We start from the raw sequence: 15,447 nt of genomic DNA, 5'->3' as shown, positions 1-15,447 counted from the left end.
GCTTACTCCAGAGGAATGGTCAGTCGGTCGATCACGGCGCGGGTTTCGGGACGCACCCCACGCCACCAGGCAAACGCTTCCGCCGCCTGCTCCACCAGCATGCCCACACCGTCGGCCAAGCGCGTCACGCCTTGTGCTTGCGCCAGACGCAGGAATGGCGTCAGGCCTTTGCCATAAGCCAACTCATACGCCAGCCGCGTCGCGCCCAACACATCAGCAGGCAACGGCGGCAGTTCACCGGTAAGGCTTGCAGAGGTGGCATTGACAACGATGTCGAACGCCTGCCCTTCCAGCTCCTCGTAGCGGCTGATACGTAGCAGCGGGTGGCCCAATTCATTGCGTAAAGCCACCGCCTTGGCCATGTCGCGGTTGGCGATCACCAGCTCGCTCGGGCCCGCTTGGAGGAACGGCAGTAACGCCCCACGAACCGCGCCACCGGCGCCGAGCATCAGCACCCGACGGTTGCGCAGCGGCTCACCGAGGTTCTCTTCGATGTCACGCAACAAACCAATGCCATCAAAGTTCTCGGCGAAGATATGGCCATCCTCGAACTTCAGCGCGTTGGCCGCCCGTGCCAGCTGAGCCCGCTCGCTGCGCCGATCGGCCAGCTCGAAGGCGCGCAACTTGAATGGCGCAGTGATGTTCATGCCCAGCCCGCCATCGCTGCGAAATTGCAGCACCTGGGACTCGAACCCCTCGAGTTCGCCCTCGATGGCGCCGTACGCCAGGGTCTGGCCGCTGGCCTGGGCAAACAGGCCGTGGATCAAGGGGGATTTGGTGTGGTTGATCGGTCGGCCGATCACTGCATAGCGGTCGCTCATCGTGCATCTCCGTGGGTGAACAGCACACCGTCCGCTTGCATGGCGGTGATTTCTTCGAGGCTGAAGCCAAGCCCGGCAGCGACTTCGGCGTTATGCTGGCCAAGGTCCGGGGCCACCTGATGGATCGTGGTATCGCAATCAGAAAAGCGGAACGGCAGATTGGGCAGGCGCAAGGTGCCGTAGCGCGGGTGCTGCTGTTCGATGACCATGTTGCGAGCCTGGATCTGCGGGTCGGCCAGCACTTCGTCGATGCGTTGCACCTTGGCGCTGGGAATGTCGATGCCATCGAGCAGTTGCAGGATGTCGGCGACCCGACGCGCGCCGACCCAATCGCGGACCACGGCGAGAATCGCCTCGCGATGTGCATTGCGGCCATTGAGGTTATGGTAGCGGCTATCGCTGCCGAACCCGGGCGGGCCGCCATTGGCCTCGACCATGGCAGCGAAACGCTGCCAGGCGTCGTCGACCTGAGCGGCGATGACCAGGTCACCATCGCCTGCGCGGAAGACGCCATACAGGGTCGAGGTCGGCATGTCATGGCCGGTCTGCTCCGGTAGCACCGTGCCGTCGGACAACGTGTAGCACTGCACCGCATACTCGTGCATCGACACCAGCGTGTCATACAGGGCCATGTCGATATGTTGTCCGCGTCCAGAGCTGACCCTGCCCAGCAACGCCGCGTTGATCGCCGCAACAGCATGAATACCGGTGTACATGTCGCCCAGGGAAATGCGCAGCAACGGCGGCGCCTCGCCCGGCACGCCAACCATCTGCATGATCCCGCTCTTGGCTTCGGCAATCAGCCCGAAGCCGGCGCGGTGGGCATCCGGTCCGGTGTGACCGTAGGCTGAGATCGAGCAGTACACCAGACGCGGGTTGCGCGCCGACAGCTCGGCATAGCCAAGCCCAAGCTTGTCCAGGGCACCTGGGCGATAGTTTTCGATGAACACATCGGCCGAATCGGTCAGGCGTTGCATGAAGGCTTTGCCACGCGGGTCCTTCATATTGACGCTGACGCCCTGCTTGCCCATGTTCAGTTGCAGGAAGTAGCCGCTCTGCTGGTCATCTAGGGTGAACGCATGCTGACGGCCGGCATCGCCGCTACCCGGCCGTTCGACCTTGATCACCTCGGCACCCAGCGCGGCCAGGCAGCGCCCCACATAAGGGCCGGCGAGGAAGTGGCTGTAGTCGATGACGCGGATACCCGCCAATGGCAATGCCTGGCTCATGCTTCTGCCCTCCTCGGCACCATCAGGCGGTGCTCGCCGCGCTGCACGACTTCGCCATTCTGGTTGATCAGTTCCGACGGCAGTACCACGATGCCCCAGCCCGGGCGACTTTTGCTGGGACGCATCGCCCCCACGCGCATGCGTACATGCAGCACATCGTTGACCTTGATCGGCAGCACGAAATCCCACGTCCAACCCAGCGACATGCCAGGCACGAAGCGGTATTCACATTGGGTCTTCAGGCCGTCGGCGATCGACAACCCGAACAAGCCGTGGGCGACCAGGCAGCCGAAATGGCTGGCATTGGCGTATGCCTCATCGACATGGACCGGGGTGTGGTCGCCGGTAAGGTCGGCGTAGGCCAGGATGCGCTCGCGAGTTACCGTGTAGGTGGGGCTGAGGCATTCATCGCCTTCGCGGGCATCGTCCCAGAATTTTTCCACTACGCTCATGCCGATGCCTCCGCACGTGGGTCGATGGCCAGTGCCTGGGCGACGCATTTGGCCGGCGAGGCCTGGATGAACTCAACCGCCAAACCGTCGGGCAGGCGCAGCCAGTTGCGGCCCTGAGGCATTTCGCTGACGCCGAAGCGCTGGGCTGTGGCCAGGGCGGCTTCGAGGTCCTCGCACATGATGCCCAGGTGGGCCATGCGACCCTCCGGCCCAGTGAAGTCAGGCTGGTGAATGAACTGCAGGCCGCCCAGCGTCCAGTACTGCGTCGGCTGCTCGACGTCGCCCTGCACTTCCCGCATGGTCATACCGCACACTTCGTTGAAGAAACGGATATGCCACTGAATGTCCCGCACCCAGAAGGCAACGTGTTCGAGATAGGCTTTCGGCTGACTCATGGAGTATCCCTTTTCTGGTGATCGGCCATCGCGCGTTCGATGCCTTTGATACAGGCCACCAAGGTCGCGTTGACGGGTGTGGCAACGCCATGGCGCTGGCCCCAGCGCACGACGGAGCCGTTGATGAAATCGATTTCGGTGATCGAGCCCTTTTCCAGGCTTTGCAGCATCGAGGTACGAAAGCTTGCCGGCAGGCCCTCGGCGGCCAGCGTCCATGCCGCTTCGGGACTGGTCAGGCCCAGGCGAATGCCCGCCCGTTCGGCAACGGCGATGGCCTCGGCCACGGCCGCCTTTGCGGTGCTTTCGAGCAGTGGCTCGCTGTACAGCTGGCCATAGCTGAGCATGGTGATGCCGCTCAACGCGCCCGTCGCGACGTTGACCAGCAGCTTGTCCCACATGGTGCCGAGGATGTTGTCGCTGACCGTGGTGACCAGACCGGCGCCGTTGAAAGCCTCTGCAATGGCCTGCACGCGCGGCGTTATCTGGCCGTCGAGTTCGCCAATGAAGGTCTGCTTGCCTGCTACGCCGGCGCTTATCGAACCGGGTGCCAGCAGCACGCCGCCGACGTAGGTCTTGCCGGCCAGCACCCGCTCGCGGCCCACGGCCTCTGCCAGGATGTCCTCATGGCCGAGGCCATTCTGCAGCGACAGCACAAGGGTTTGCGGCCCGAACAGCGCAGTGGCACCAGCGATGGCATCGGCGGTGTGGAACGATTTGACCAACACCACCACCAGGTCGACCGCGCCTATGTCTTCGGCGCAGGTCGTCGCGTTGACCCGTACCGAGCGCTCGCCGCGTTCGTCCTGCACCTGCAGACCTTTCAGGTTCATCGCCTCGACATGCGCACGGCCACGGTTCAACAGCCAGGTTTCATGCCCCGCCTCGCTCAACGCCGCGCCAATGGCGCAACCCAGGGCACCGGCACCCAGAATGCAGATTTTCACGTCGCAGACCTCCTGTGATTTGCGACCACCTTATGCATACGGGCTTATTTAGACTATACAATGAGCTCAATACCGCTATTGAGAATCGCAATAATGAGCGCATTGGAGCCACTGCCTGAACCAAAGCTGCTGCAGTTGTTCGACATGCTGTATCACTGCCGCAGCGTTACCCGCGCGGCCGAGCAGCTCGGGCAGAGTCAGCCGACCATCAGCATCTGGCTGGCGCGGCTGCGCGAACAATTGAACGACCCGCTGTTCGTGCGCACGCCGACCGGCATGGCGCCTACCCCCCGTGCCGACCAGTTGATCGGACCCTGCCGTGAAGTGTTGGAATCCCTGCGCCGTCTGACCGCCTGGGAACCCCAATTCATTCCAGCCACAGCGCAGCGGCGCTTTCGCCTGTGCGTCAGTGATGCCAGCCATATCACCTTGCTGCCGAGCATTCTCAACCACCTGCGTTCCCATGCGCCGGGAATCCACCTGGAGGCAGCACGCATCGATGGCAATACCGAAAGCGCGCTGGAGTCCGGCGAGGCGGACCTTGCGATCGGATTCGTGCCGTGGCTCGGTGGGGGAATGTATCAACAGGTACTGTTCGACCAGGATTGGGTGTGCCTGAGCAATGCTCAGCATCCACGCCTGGCAAATGGGCTGACCGTGGCGCGCTACCGTGCCGAAGGGCATGTACAGGTCAGCGCCGGGACCGGACAGAAGTTACTGGAGGCCGGCTTGGCGCGCGCTGGCATCGAACGCAGGATCATGCTGGAGCTGCCGGCGTTCCTTGGATTAGGGATGATTGTCGGCTCGACGGATCTTGTGGCAACGTTGCCGCGACACATCGGGCAGACGCTTGCCGATATACACGGGTTAAGGGTGCACGACTGCCCGTTTACCGTCGATGGGTTTACGGTCAAACAACATTGGCATGCGCGATATCATCAGGACCGTGGCAATCAGTGGTTAAGAGAGGCGGTACGCATGTTATTTCGGCCCGACACGTAGCTCTGGTGGTACCGGTGATCACCATCCCGGCCAATCAATCCGGTAACGGATACAGGCTTTGCAGCAGCCGGTCCTGGTCGGAAAGCGGGCCTAGATAACGAACGAACAAGGCCTCGCCCTCAACCGCGGAGAGCGCCTTGCTCAAGGCGCTGTCCACTAGCAGCCGGAATTCATCATCACCCCGACGCATCGGCAGCGCTACCCGGCTTATGACGAACAAACGATCCGGCACCACCAGCTGTTCCCGTTCGGCCTGTCGGGCCTGCAGCGCAAGCAGGATGACCCGGTCTGCGAAGAACGCGTCGACCTTGCGTTCGGCCACACGCCGTACGCCCTCCTCATACGTCGATACTTCCTCCAGCGTGGATTGCAAACCCAGCTGGCGGATCCGCCCTTGCGCCCAACGACTGCTCAATGACCCACGCAATACCGCAAAGCTATGCTTGCTCAGGCCCGCGTTGATTGTCGCACGCCAACGTGGACCGTTATCGCCCGACCGGCCACTGAGCGGCCCCAACAAGGTATCCGGCGCATCGCGCCTTACCAGCACAGCCAGGCCAGAGGTAAACACCGGAATGGAAAAGTCCGCAACTCCGCGGCGGCTGACGGTTTCCACCATGGGTGTGCACAGCAGGTCGATGTCGCCCGCCGCCAAGGCTGTAAGGCTCTGTGGCTCTGACAGAGCGCGCCAGCGCACCTGCAGCCCGGTCATCCCTGGCAACTGGCGAAGGTGTTTGGCGACTGCATCGCAAAGCTCCACGGAATACCCTTGCGGGGCCTGCTCGCTGCCTGACGAGAAAGGCGCGAAGCCCTCCATGTAGCCAAGGGTGAGCACCTGGCTGTCACGCAAGCGGTCCAGCCCTTCAGCGGCGACCGCCTCGCCGTCGATTGCCCCGCCCAGGAGCAAACTCGCAAGGCACAAACCGGCAAGTTTCGACAGCTTGATCATGATGCACCTCCGATCATGTCCAGAGCCTTGACGAAACGCTTGGCGATAAAGCCAAACAGCAGATAGCCCAGCGCCATGATCAACGCCGCGCCGAACACCGCTTCCAGGCCCGAGGCATAAAGCGCATAGAAGCAATAGCACACCGCAAGCACCATGATGGCGGCATTACGGCGAAAAATGGCCATTTCAACCTGTGCCTTGTACATGATCACCAGCAACCCGGTCAGCGAGGTGATGTAGGGAATGATATTGGTCACGGCAGCCAGGTTGACCAGTTTGCTGAACTGGGCACTGGCGTTTGGCGAGAGTGTCGACAGCGCAATCAGACTCTGCAGTACGGCGCAAGTCAGCATGCCGGCCAACGGCACGCCACGGGCCGTGGTGCGGGTGAACAGCCTTGGGAACAGCCCCTGCCCGGCTGTGACCTTGGCGGTTTCAGCCAAGGTGAATTGCCAGCCGAGCAACGAGCCCACACAGGCGATCACCGCCAACCCCATGATGACGTTGCCGACACTGTCATTGAACATCCGCGCGTACACCATGGCGAACGGGGCACTGGCATTGGCCAGGTCCGGGTTGGGCACGATGCCTTGAATGACACTGGTCGAAAGAATGTACACCACGGCTGCGCCCAGGGTGCCGAGTAAACAGGCCAGGGGCACATTGCGCTTCGGGTTTTCCACCGCATCGGAGTTCTGCGCGGCTGACTCCATGCCCAGGAACGCCCACAGCGTCAGAGGGATGCTACTGGTAACGGCCTGGGCGACGGGTATGTGCCCCGGGTTCCAGGCCTCTTGAAAGAGGGTGGGGCTGAACCAGTGCCAACCGATCAGGCTCAGACCGGCAACGGGCACAATCACGCCCCATACACTGATGGCGCCCAGCCGGCCGGTGATCTCGGCCCCCCCTAGGTTGGCCAATGTGGTAAACCAGATCAGCGCGACCGCCCCTGCCAGCAGCGGTATGGCACCACTCCCAAGCCAAGGAAAGAACGGCGTGAGGTAGCCCACGGCGGAGATACCGATGGCTACGTTGCCGATCATCAATGAAAGAAAGTAAAGGTACGAGCACAAGAAGAACGCCGACTTGCCATGGGCCTCCTCACTGTAGGCTGACATGCCACCAGGACGCGTGCAGTAGATGCCGCATTGGGCGAAACAGTAGGCGATAGCCATCGAGCCCACTGCCGTGACAACCCAGGACAGCAGCGAGACCGCGCCGATCTGTGCCATGCTCGCCGGCAGCATGATGATACCCGAACCCATCATGTTCACCGTTACCAGGGTCGTGAGCCCGACCAAGCCCATTTTCTTTGCTGGATCACTCATGATGCTCTCCTGCACGCAAGTGTTTCGATGGAATTGGTCGATCGCCTGTCACGCCATTATTATCGGGCGCTGCGCCCCAGTCGGCGCGCCCCCGGCAATGCACTCACGCCGTGCAATACCACGCTGAGCATGACGCAAGCGATGGCGCACGCGATGATCGTGCCACCCTCTTGCAACGGCGCATCCAGTATCAATATCGCGAAAACGATGGAAGCGAGACCACGGGGGCCGAACCAGCCGATGAACAAGCGGTTCTCGGCGCTGAGTGTGCTGCCCGCCAGGCTGAGCCAGACGGGCAGCATCCGCACCAGCGACAGGCTGGCGAGTGCGTAAAACCAGACGGAGGGCGACAGGATCTGCGAAGCCTTGGGCGCCACGTAGGCACCGAACACCACCCAGGTCAGCAACGACAGCGCTTCACCGCACGACTCACCGGTGACGATCAACGGCTGCGTTTCCCGGTTGAACAGGTAACCTGTCAGCAACCCTGCGCAAAACGCGGCGATGAAGCCGCTCCCCCCCAATGCCTGGGCGCACGCGAAGCTCAGTAATGCCAACGCGGGCATCACCAACTGCTGCCAGGCCTCGATCTGCAGACAATGGCGTTGCGACAGACGGAACAACCCGCCCACCAACAGAGCAAGCGCCGCCCCCGTCAGCACACCTATGCCCAACTCCTCCACGAAGAAATAACCCGCCAAGGCAAACGGCATCGTCGAGTGAGCCTCCATCAACAATGCCAACAGCAAGAGCAGTACCGGCACGCATATGCCGTCATTCAATCCGCTTTCGACATTCAGGCTCTCGCGCACATTGGCCGGCACCTCGGGGTTGCTCACGACTGCCTTGCCAAGGGCCGCATCGGTCGGCGCCAGTATCGTCGACAACAGCGCCATCTCAAGCCAGGGCATCTGTGGGAACAGCAGCCACGCGGCAAGCCAGCCCGCAATCAATGTCAGCGGCAGACCCAGGGCCAGCAGACGCAGGGGCAGGCTACTGGATTGGCGCAATTGGCCCAGGTCGGCCTTGGCGGCATCGTTGAACAGGACGATTGAGAGGGTAAGCTCGGCCAGCAATCGAAGATCGTTGCGGTCCAACGAGAGGTTCAACAACCCAAGCCCGGACGGCCCCGCCGCCAGGCCCGCCAGCAGAAACACCAGCGGCCCATTGACAGGTTTGGATTCAAGCGCGCCGGCCAGGCTGGCGTACAGCACCAGCAAGGCGGTGAGAACAGCCAGGTTCTGATACATGGGCACGCCTCGGGACGATAAGCGTATGTATGAACGCTATCACTGTGCGCGCAATGCAACGATCTGAAAGGCGGCAGAAGTTATCTTAGGTCAACTATGCGGGAAATAAAGATCCGACGAGGCCGCCAGCAGCCATCCCCCACGCTTCAAGAACAAAATATTTCGGACAGTTCCACGCGCAGTACCTTGCGACTACCTACGCCATGGCCGGACCCGCGATTGCGCCTGACTCAACTGCCGGCTGCGGGCCTGATCGTCAGGATGCTGCACGGCGCCCGACTGACAAGCCGTTCGGTGGTATCGCCGATCAGCTTGGCCCACCGTCGGGCCTGCACGGCGCCGACCACCACCACATCGATCCCCTGCGTCGCGATATGGGACTTGATGACGCGCAACGGCGCACCTTCCCTGAAGAACCGATGACTGTGGGCGATGCCATGGGCGTCGGCCAACGCATCGAACGGGAACTGCAGTGATTCACGCATTTCGTCCGCCCAAGGGCCGGCGAGGTGCGGGTTGGCCAGCATGGCGATGGGCAGGTCGTAAGCCGAAAGCAGCTGCAACTGGCTGTGGCATTGCATCGCCAGTTGCTGACCGGCCGCGACCAGCGCGTCATTGAGCGGCGAGGGATGGGAGACATCCACCGCGACAAGCACGTTACCTGGCAGGGGTGGGGCATTCTCCGGCACGAACATCAACGGCACCTCGCTTGCATGCAGTAGCACTTGGTCAAGCGAGGTGCGGGCCAGCTGATCGATCAGCGAACAGCCCGTGCAGCCCTTGATCACCAGGTCGGGCGCGTAGCGGGCGATGCAGGCCGGCACGAGGTCGCGGGGATCGGAGGTTTCCACGGCCTCGAAACTTGGGCGTCCCCCCCTTGCCGGGTGTTCGTCGAGCAGTGCCTTGAGCGCTGTGCTGAAGTGCACGAAGGAAACGGACGGCAGCGGGGCTGCCTGCAACTCGTGGCGCAAACGTAGTTCGCCGGGCTCATGAATACCGAGCACGTGCAGGGCAGCGCCAGACGCCAAAGCCAAGGCCATGGCACGGGACAGCGCGGCATTGGGCTGGGCCTCGGTCATGATCAGCAGAATCCGGCGATACGGGTTCATCGGGCACCTCCCGGCGCGGCTGTTGGTTGGCGTACGCTTGTCATTATCGAAGCAGTTGCCGGTGCGTTCTTGATAAAAATCAAGGCCCCCAGGCGCCATCGCGCCACCCTAGGTCTGAGCCCGTGTGCCGTCATTGCGGCGGCCCGTCGCTGCGGAGGCCATCATGAACGCTTTGACGCGACTGCTACTGATATGCCACCCGGACCTGCACGCCTCGCCAGCCCTGGCGCGCGCACAAGCGCTGGCCAAGGCCACAGGCGCCACGTTGCACCTAGTGGTGCTGAGCCAACTTCCGTCACGCCTGACCACCCTTGACCAGCTGCTGCGCAGCAGTGCCCGCAAGCAAGACGCCGAGCACCGCAAGGCATGGCTACACGAGCAGGCGAAAGCGCTTGGCGAGCAGGGCATTACCGCCTATGCCGAAACACTGGATGATGATGATCCACTCAAGGACCTGATCCGCCTGGCGCAACTGCACCGCGTGGAAATGCTGATCAAGGACATCCGCCACGAAACCGTCGTCAGCCGTGCCCTGCTCACGCCACTGGACTGGCAGTTGCTGCGCCACTGCCCGATTCCGTTGCACCTGGTAGCTCAGGCTGACGCAGCACTGCCTGTGCGGGTGCTGGCGGCCGTGGATCTGGTCGAAGATGACCCTGCGGTGCACAAGTGCAACGACCGAATCCTGCAGGCTGCACAGGTACTGGCGCAGCGCTGCAGGGCACAACTGCATGTGCTCCAGGCCTACGAACCCAGCCCCAGCTTCGTCGCCTACGCCGCCGCCCCCGTGGCATGGACCAACGAAGTGATCGAAGACTTGGCGGGTAGAGCGCGGGAGCGCCTGACCCGGTTCGCGGGCCACTACGGCATCAAGCCGGACCACTTGCACCTGATACGCGGGGCTGCCCGCAGTGCCATCAGCGAGTACGCCAACCAGCATGGCTTCGATGTGGTTGTCATGGGCACGCTTTACCATGAAGGGTTGGCCAAGGTCATCGGCAGTACCACCGAGCAAACCCTGTACAAGGTGCATTCGAGCATCCTGGCAATCCACGGCTGATTGGCAACGCCGGCCGGCTGGCACCGAGCAAGTAGACCGGGACCGGGCAGCGGCGCAACAGTTGCCAGTCAATGTTGGTCAAGATAACGGTACAAGGCCTCTTCCTGGTCGAAATGCAGGTTCACCAGGGTATCCAGGCGTATGAGCTGGTGCTGGATTTCATCGGCGCTCGGGGTGGCGCCGGCCTGGGCGAAATCCTCGTTCATGCGTGTCAGCAAATGGATCAGCCTGAACATTTCCCGGTGGGTATGGCTGAGCGCCGAGAGCGGGTCCTCGCCCCCCAGGTACCGGCTCAACAGCGGGTACAGCCGCTGCTCGTCGTCCCGCTCATGGCGTTCCAGCAAGCCATGCAGGGCGGCGACCAGGTGCCTGAGGTCGGCCCGCGCCTGCTCTGCAGGGCGGCTGGCAAAGTCCCGCGCCATCTGGCTCAGTTCGGTCAACAACCCGTCCAGTTGCCGATGCTCGTCCTGCATGCGCAGCAGGTTCGCGGCCGGCAACCCGTTGCGGCCATCGCCGTTAACCGGGCCGAGGGCGCGCAGGGCATTGAGGATGATCAACAAGTCGATGCCTTCCTGCAGTACCGCCCCCATCACCGCAGGCAGGTAGCCGGCCGCAGCGCACAGCATGGCCAGCAGCGAGAGGCTCATGCCCACCCACACGCCTTGCCGGGCGATGTGCACGACGTGCCGGGCGATATCGAGCGCTTCGACCAGACGGTCCAGCCTGTCGACCAGCAAGACCACGCCGGCTGACTGCGCCGAGGCAGTCACGCCGGACGCGCCCATGGCAACCCCGACATCGGCGGCAGCCAGTGCCGGCGCATCATTGATGCCGTCCCCGACCATCAGCGTGCGGCCTCCTCGGCAACCTTCCTGCACCAGACGGACCTTGTCCTGCGGTGAAAGGCCAGCGTGAAGCGCATCGATACCCGCCGTCAATGCGATCATTTGCGCCGTCTGGGGGCAGTCGCCAGTCAGCATGACAATCTTGTCGATCCCGCGCGCTCGAAGCCGACGCAGGGTCTGGGGTGTTTCCCGGCGCACATCGTCGGCCAGCCGCAGCATCGCTTTCAATTCACCGTCCACGGCCACGAAACTGCCACTGCTGGCCAGATAGTCGAGCTGCTGCAAGCACGCCTGTGCCCAAGGGCCCGCCGCCCTGCCCTGCTGCACGTAAGCCAGCTGCCCCAAGCGCACGGCTTTGCCTTGTACCTGGCCGGCCACCCCTTGGCCTGGAGCCTCCTGCACCAGTTGCGGCGCCGCCAGGCTCAGGCCCCGCGCAAGGGCCGCGTCGACAATAGCCCGCGCGATCGGATGGGTGGATGCCTGGGCCAACGACGCGACCCACTGCAAGATCTGCAGCGGCGCGCCCTCCCCGTTAAGCTCGATCGATTGCAATCGGGCATGGCCGCTGGTCAAGGTACCGGTCTTGTCGAGAAAGACCTGACGGACCCCGGCGAGCGCCTCCAGTACCGCCCCATCGCGCACCAGAATGCCACGCCGCGCCGCTCGCGAGATGCCCGACAGCACGGCTATCGGCACCGCCAATATCAAGGGGCAAGGCGTGGCGACCACCAGCACCGCCAGCACGCGTTGCGGGTCGCCACTGACCCACCAGGCGAGCGCGGCGACCAGCAACGTGAGCGGGATGAAGGCCAGCGCGTAGCGGTCAGCCAGGCGCACGAAAGGCGCCCGTGACTGACGTGCCGTCTCGGCCAGACGCACGATGCCAGCGTAGGTGCTCTGCGCCGCGGTCTGCGTGGCCACTAGCACCAACGGCGCGCCGACGTTGCACACCCCGCTGGCCACCGACTCGCCGCACTGGCGAGTGACGGGTAACGACTCCCCGGTCAGTGCCGCCTCGTCCAGGGTGGCCTGTGGACTCTGCAGGCGCCCGTCCACTGGCACGATCTCACCCAGGCGCACCAGCACGGCTTGACCTGGCCTGACCTGGTCCACCGCAACCTCGCGCAGCCCGTCTTGTTCCTGGATCCAGGCACGTTGCGGCGCCCGGTCGATCAGCGCGCGCAGTTCGCGCTCGGCATGACGCACGCTGAACGCTTCAAGGGCTCGGCCGGTGGCCAGCATCAGCGCCACCACCGCAGCCACTAGCATGTTCTCCAGCGCCAGCGCGGCGGTGATCGACAACAAGGCAATCAGGTCGATACCGGCCTCCCCCCGGGCCAGGCGCCTGAGCATTTCCACCGCCAGGACTCCGGCCATGACCAGGCCGCCAGTTGCCCAGACCAGCGCGGCCCAGGCAGGTCGCTGCGCAGCATAGGCCACGCCGCCAGTCAGCAAGGCCAGCAGGCAGACCATCAACAGTGTGGGGTCGAGCCATCGACGTAGCATGGCGGGCTACTTGCGTCTGGCTTGCTGGCGCAGCTGCTGCACCTCGTCCTGAGCCTGGATCGCCCGTCGCAGTGCCTCGTTGGCGGTCTGCTCGACCAGATCGATGCGGTAGCACACTTGATCGGCGCGCAACCGTGCGGTGGCGGCATTGTTCTCCGCCGATTCCAGGCGCGCATCGTACTCCTCGGCGCGCCACGCCGTGCAGCCGGACGCGGTCATCAGCAGCAGGCTTGCCCACCCGCAAAGCACATAGCGTCGCATTACCATACCCTCGTGCATGTCCAAGACACGCTGAGTATCGGTTGCGGCATGCGCCGCAGCCTGACATTTGTCAACCGCGAGCGCCCTGTTCACCGGGTTTGACCTTTATCAATCGCGCTGGCCGGCACAAGGGTAAAAACAAGGGCTCAGGGCACTTCAGCCCCTCCCCCAGCCGCTACCGGAGCCGATCATGAACGACCTTGACTTGCGAGACCTTGTGCTCGAAGAGCTGGAATTCACACCCGATATCAACGCCGCCAGCATCGGTGTGACGGTGCAGGACGGCGTAGTCAAGCTGGAAGGCAAGGTGCACTTGCTGCGCGAGCGAGAAGTGGTCGAGCGTGCGGCCTGGTCGGTGCCGGGCGTCAGCAAGGTCGAAGATTATCTGTTGATCGCCTAGCGTCGCGCGCCGAGGAGAGTTGGTCATGAACAAGGATCAGCCCTGGAAGCTCTACTTCCTGGCAGCCGGCCTGGCGGTGCTCGCTGCCCTGCAGTTCGGCCTGTTCAACCAGCCAGCCGTGCTGGCCATCCCTTACAGCCAGTTCCTGCAATTGCTCGATCAGCAGAAGGTCAGCGACCTCCATATCGAGCACGACCGTATCCTCGGCAGGCTGCAGGAGCCGATCGATGGCCGCTCGGTATTCTCCACCGTGCGCGTCGACCCGGCACTGAGCGAGCAGCTGGGGCGTTCTGGAGTGGCATTCTCTGGCGTCGTCGAGGACAGCAGGGTAGCGACCGTGGTGGCCGCGTTGATGCCGCTGGTGATGATGCTGGTGCTGTGGTACTTCCTGTTTCATGGCCTGGGGCAGAAACAGGGGCTGGGCGGGTTGATGGGGGTGGGCAAGTCGCGCGCGCGGGTCTATGTCGAGCATGACACCCAGGTGACCTTCGCCGACGTGGCCGGTATCGACGACGTCAAGGGCGAGCTGACCGAGATCGTGTCCTTCCTGAAAAACAAGGCGTGGTATGCGCGCCTTGGCGCCCATGTGCCCAAGGGCACGCTGCTGGTAGGCCCACCCGGCACCGGCAAGACCCTGGTCGCCAAGGCCATCGCCGGGGAAGCGGCGGTTCCATTCTTCTCGATCTCCGGGTCGGAGTTCGTGGAGATGTTCGTGGGCGTCGGTGCCGCGCGGGTGCGTGACCTCTTCGACCAGGCCCGCCATGCCGCACCTTGCATCATTTTCATCGATGAGCTGGATGCGCTGGGCAAGATGCGCGGCGTCGGCAGCTTTGGCGGCAATGACGAGAAAGAGCAAACCCTCAATCAGTTGCTCGCCGAGCTCGACGGCTTCGACCCGCGTGAAGGCGTGGTGCTGCTGGCAGCGACCAATCGCCCGGAAGTGCTGGACCCGGCGCTGCTGCGTGCCGGGCGCTTCGACCGGCAGATTCTCATCGACCGACCCGACCGCAAGGGCCGCCTGGCGATCCTCAAAGTCCACCTGCATAAGATCATCTACAAGAACGACCTGGACTGCGAGCGGATTGCCGAGATCACCCCGGGCCTGACCGGCGCCGACCTGGCCAACCTGGTCAACGAGGCGGCCATCGTTGCCACCCGGCGCTCCAGCCAGTGGGTCGAGTTGCAGGATTTCACCGCGGCGGTCGAGCGCCTGGTGGCAGGCGTCGAACGCAAAGGCAGCGTGTTGCGCAGCGACGAGCGCCAGGTGGTGGCATACCATGAAATGGGCCATGCCCTGGCCGCCAGCAGCCTGCCGGCGATGGACCCGGTTCACAAGGTGTCGATCATTCCCCGCGCCGCGGGTTCACTGGGCTACACCCTGCAGCGGCCGACCGATGACCGCTTCCTGATCAGCGCGCAGATGCTGCGCGACCGCCTTGTCGTGCTGATGGCCGGGCGTGCCGCCGAGCACCTTGCGTTCGGCCAGGTCTCCACGGGCGCCGCCGACGACCTGGGGCGCGCCACCGACATAGCCCGCCAGCTGGTCACCCGTTTCGGCATGAACCCGGTGTTGGGCCAGGCGGTACTGGAGCGGCAACAAGCCGGCTTTCTGGGAGACTCGATACTGCACCAGGCGCACAAGGACTACTCCGAGCAGACTGCGCGCGAGATCGACCTGGCCATCCGCGGCTTGCTCGAAGAAGCCTATGGCCGTGCCCGGTCTTTGCTGGAGCAGCGCCGCAACGACCTGGATGCAGGCGCGCGGCTGTTGCTGGCCAAAGAGAGCATCACCCCCGAGGAGTTCCCCGCGTTGCTACCGCAGGCCAATGAGCCCGCCACCTATGTGTTGGTCGAGTCCACTAAATGAACCGCCGATCCTGCCCGGAATACCCACGA

The 15,447-nt window shown here is 63.6% G+C and carries 15 protein-coding genes; 4 read left to right on the top strand and 11 right to left on the bottom strand.

The window, feature by feature from the left end:
* Positions 1-2: 2 nt before the first annotated feature.
* From aroE to OO258_RS05780, 5 genes are read right to left on the bottom strand one after another with little or no spacing between them, the layout of a single operon-like run.
* A complete protein-coding gene (gene aroE, locus OO258_RS05800) occupies positions 3-821 on the bottom strand; it encodes a shikimate dehydrogenase (protein ID WP_266029185.1) in 819 nt (272 codons plus the stop codon).
* Positions 818-2,050: a CaiB/BaiF CoA transferase family protein gene (locus OO258_RS05795; RefSeq protein WP_266029184.1), complete on the bottom strand. Its 1,233-nt coding sequence runs from the start codon at positions 2,048-2,050 to the stop codon at positions 818-820. Before OO258_RS05795 ends, aroE begins: the two co-directional genes overlap by 4 nt.
* Positions 2,047-2,502 carry a MaoC family dehydratase gene (locus tag OO258_RS05790; protein WP_266029183.1) on the bottom strand — a complete coding sequence of 152 codons (456 nt, stop codon included), beginning with the start codon at positions 2,500-2,502 and terminating at the stop codon, positions 2,047-2,049. The genes OO258_RS05795 and OO258_RS05790 overlap by 4 nt, the downstream gene beginning before the upstream one ends.
* Positions 2,499-2,897, bottom strand: a complete 399-nt coding sequence (locus OO258_RS05785; RefSeq protein WP_266029182.1) for a VOC family protein — start codon at positions 2,895-2,897, stop codon at positions 2,499-2,501. The genes OO258_RS05790 and OO258_RS05785 overlap by 4 nt, the downstream gene beginning before the upstream one ends.
* The gene (locus OO258_RS05780; protein WP_266029181.1) at positions 2,894-3,841 is read right to left on the bottom strand and encodes a ketopantoate reductase family protein; all 948 of its coding nucleotides are present in this window, start codon (positions 3,839-3,841) and stop codon (positions 2,894-2,896) included. Before OO258_RS05780 ends, OO258_RS05785 begins: the two co-directional genes overlap by 4 nt.
* 93 nt (positions 3,842-3,934) lie before the next feature.
* Here OO258_RS05780 and OO258_RS05775 point away from each other — a divergent pair, with 93 nt between their 5' ends.
* A complete protein-coding gene (locus OO258_RS05775; RefSeq protein ID WP_266029180.1) occupies positions 3,935-4,843 on the top strand; it encodes a LysR family transcriptional regulator in 909 nt (302 codons plus the stop codon).
* 34 nt (positions 4,844-4,877) lie between these two features.
* Here the strand turns inward: OO258_RS05775 and OO258_RS05770 are convergent, their stop codons facing one another.
* From OO258_RS05770 to OO258_RS05755, 4 genes are all read right to left on the bottom strand, one after another.
* The gene (locus OO258_RS05770; RefSeq protein ID WP_266029179.1) at positions 4,878-5,792 is read right to left on the bottom strand and encodes a transporter substrate-binding domain-containing protein; all 915 of its coding nucleotides are present in this window, start codon (positions 5,790-5,792) and stop codon (positions 4,878-4,880) included.
* Entirely contained in the window at positions 5,789-7,120 is a 1,332-nt protein-coding gene (gene potE, locus OO258_RS05765; RefSeq protein ID WP_266029178.1) for a putrescine-ornithine antiporter, read from the bottom strand. The genes OO258_RS05770 and potE overlap by 4 nt, the downstream gene beginning before the upstream one ends.
* 59 nt (positions 7,121-7,179) lie before the next feature.
* Positions 7,180-8,370, bottom strand: coding sequence for a cation:proton antiporter (locus tag OO258_RS05760; RefSeq protein ID WP_266029177.1), 1,191 nt, complete (start codon positions 8,368-8,370; stop codon positions 7,180-7,182).
* A gap of 230 nt (positions 8,371-8,600) precedes the next feature.
* Positions 8,601-9,479 carry a universal stress protein gene (locus tag OO258_RS05755; RefSeq protein WP_266029176.1) on the bottom strand — a complete coding sequence of 293 codons (879 nt, stop codon included), beginning with the start codon at positions 9,477-9,479 and terminating at the stop codon, positions 8,601-8,603.
* 163 nt (positions 9,480-9,642) lie between these two features.
* Between OO258_RS05755 and OO258_RS05750 the strand changes: the two genes are divergently transcribed.
* A complete protein-coding gene (locus tag OO258_RS05750) occupies positions 9,643-10,539 on the top strand; it encodes a universal stress protein (protein ID WP_266029175.1) in 897 nt (298 codons plus the stop codon).
* Between the two features lie 68 nt (positions 10,540-10,607).
* Here OO258_RS05750 and OO258_RS05745 read toward each other — a convergent pair whose 3' ends face one another.
* Positions 10,608-12,890 (bottom strand): heavy metal translocating P-type ATPase, encoded by a 2,283-nt coding sequence (locus OO258_RS05745; RefSeq protein WP_266029174.1) that lies wholly within the window; start codon positions 12,888-12,890, stop codon positions 10,608-10,610.
* Between the two features lie 6 nt (positions 12,891-12,896).
* Complete coding sequence (locus tag OO258_RS05740; protein ID WP_266029173.1) at positions 12,897-13,151, bottom strand: outer membrane lipoprotein OprI; 255 nt, start codon at positions 13,149-13,151, stop codon at positions 12,897-12,899.
* A 190-nt stretch (positions 13,152-13,341) separates the two neighbouring features.
* On the opposite strand from OO258_RS05740, the gene OO258_RS05735 reads away from it, so the two are divergent.
* Positions 13,342-13,551, top strand: coding sequence for a BON domain-containing protein (locus OO258_RS05735; RefSeq protein ID WP_266029172.1), 210 nt, complete (start codon positions 13,342-13,344; stop codon positions 13,549-13,551).
* Between the two features lie 25 nt (positions 13,552-13,576).
* Positions 13,577-15,418 carry an ATP-dependent zinc metalloprotease FtsH gene (gene ftsH, locus OO258_RS05730; protein ID WP_266029171.1) on the top strand — a complete coding sequence of 614 codons (1,842 nt, stop codon included), beginning with the start codon at positions 13,577-13,579 and terminating at the stop codon, positions 15,416-15,418.
* Positions 15,419-15,447: the final 29 nt, after the last annotated feature.

Origin of the sequence: Pseudomonas sp. DCB_BI, from assembly GCF_026240995.1 — a bacterium.
In the GTDB taxonomy this organism is placed as follows: domain Bacteria; phylum Pseudomonadota; class Gammaproteobacteria; order Pseudomonadales; family Pseudomonadaceae; genus Aquipseudomonas.
This window is presented reverse-complemented; position numbering and strand designations above follow the sequence as displayed.

Excerpts from the sequence above, each read along its gene's own strand:
- aroE (WP_266029185.1), bottom strand. The coding sequence starts at position 821 with ATGAGCGACCGCTATGCAGTGATCGGCCGACCGATCAACCACACCAAA.
- OO258_RS05795 (WP_266029184.1), bottom strand. The coding sequence starts at position 2,050 with ATGAGCCAGGCATTGCCATTGGCGGGTATCCGCGTCATCGACTACAGC.
- OO258_RS05790 (WP_266029183.1), bottom strand. The coding sequence starts at position 2,502 with ATGAGCGTAGTGGAAAAATTCTGGGACGATGCCCGCGAAGGCGATGAA.
- OO258_RS05785 (WP_266029182.1), bottom strand. The coding sequence starts at position 2,897 with ATGAGTCAGCCGAAAGCCTATCTCGAACACGTTGCCTTCTGGGTGCGG.
- OO258_RS05775 (WP_266029180.1), top strand. The coding sequence starts at position 3,935 with ATGAGCGCATTGGAGCCACTGCCTGAACCAAAGCTGCTGCAGTTGTTC.
- OO258_RS05770 (WP_266029179.1), bottom strand. The coding sequence starts at position 5,792 with ATGATCAAGCTGTCGAAACTTGCCGGTTTGTGCCTTGCGAGTTTGCTC.
- potE (WP_266029178.1), bottom strand. The coding sequence starts at position 7,120 with ATGAGTGATCCAGCAAAGAAAATGGGCTTGGTCGGGCTCACGACCCTG.
- OO258_RS05760 (WP_266029177.1), bottom strand. The coding sequence starts at position 8,370 with ATGTATCAGAACCTGGCTGTTCTCACCGCCTTGCTGGTGCTGTACGCC.
- OO258_RS05755 (WP_266029176.1), bottom strand. The coding sequence starts at position 9,479 with ATGAACCCGTATCGCCGGATTCTGCTGATCATGACCGAGGCCCAGCCC.
- OO258_RS05750 (WP_266029175.1), top strand. The coding sequence starts at position 9,643 with ATGAACGCTTTGACGCGACTGCTACTGATATGCCACCCGGACCTGCAC.
- OO258_RS05745 (WP_266029174.1), bottom strand. The coding sequence starts at position 12,890 with ATGCTACGTCGATGGCTCGACCCCACACTGTTGATGGTCTGCCTGCTG.
- OO258_RS05740 (WP_266029173.1), bottom strand. The coding sequence starts at position 13,151 with ATGCGACGCTATGTGCTTTGCGGGTGGGCAAGCCTGCTGCTGATGACC.
- OO258_RS05735 (WP_266029172.1), top strand. The coding sequence starts at position 13,342 with ATGAACGACCTTGACTTGCGAGACCTTGTGCTCGAAGAGCTGGAATTC.
- ftsH (WP_266029171.1), top strand. The coding sequence starts at position 13,577 with ATGAACAAGGATCAGCCCTGGAAGCTCTACTTCCTGGCAGCCGGCCTG.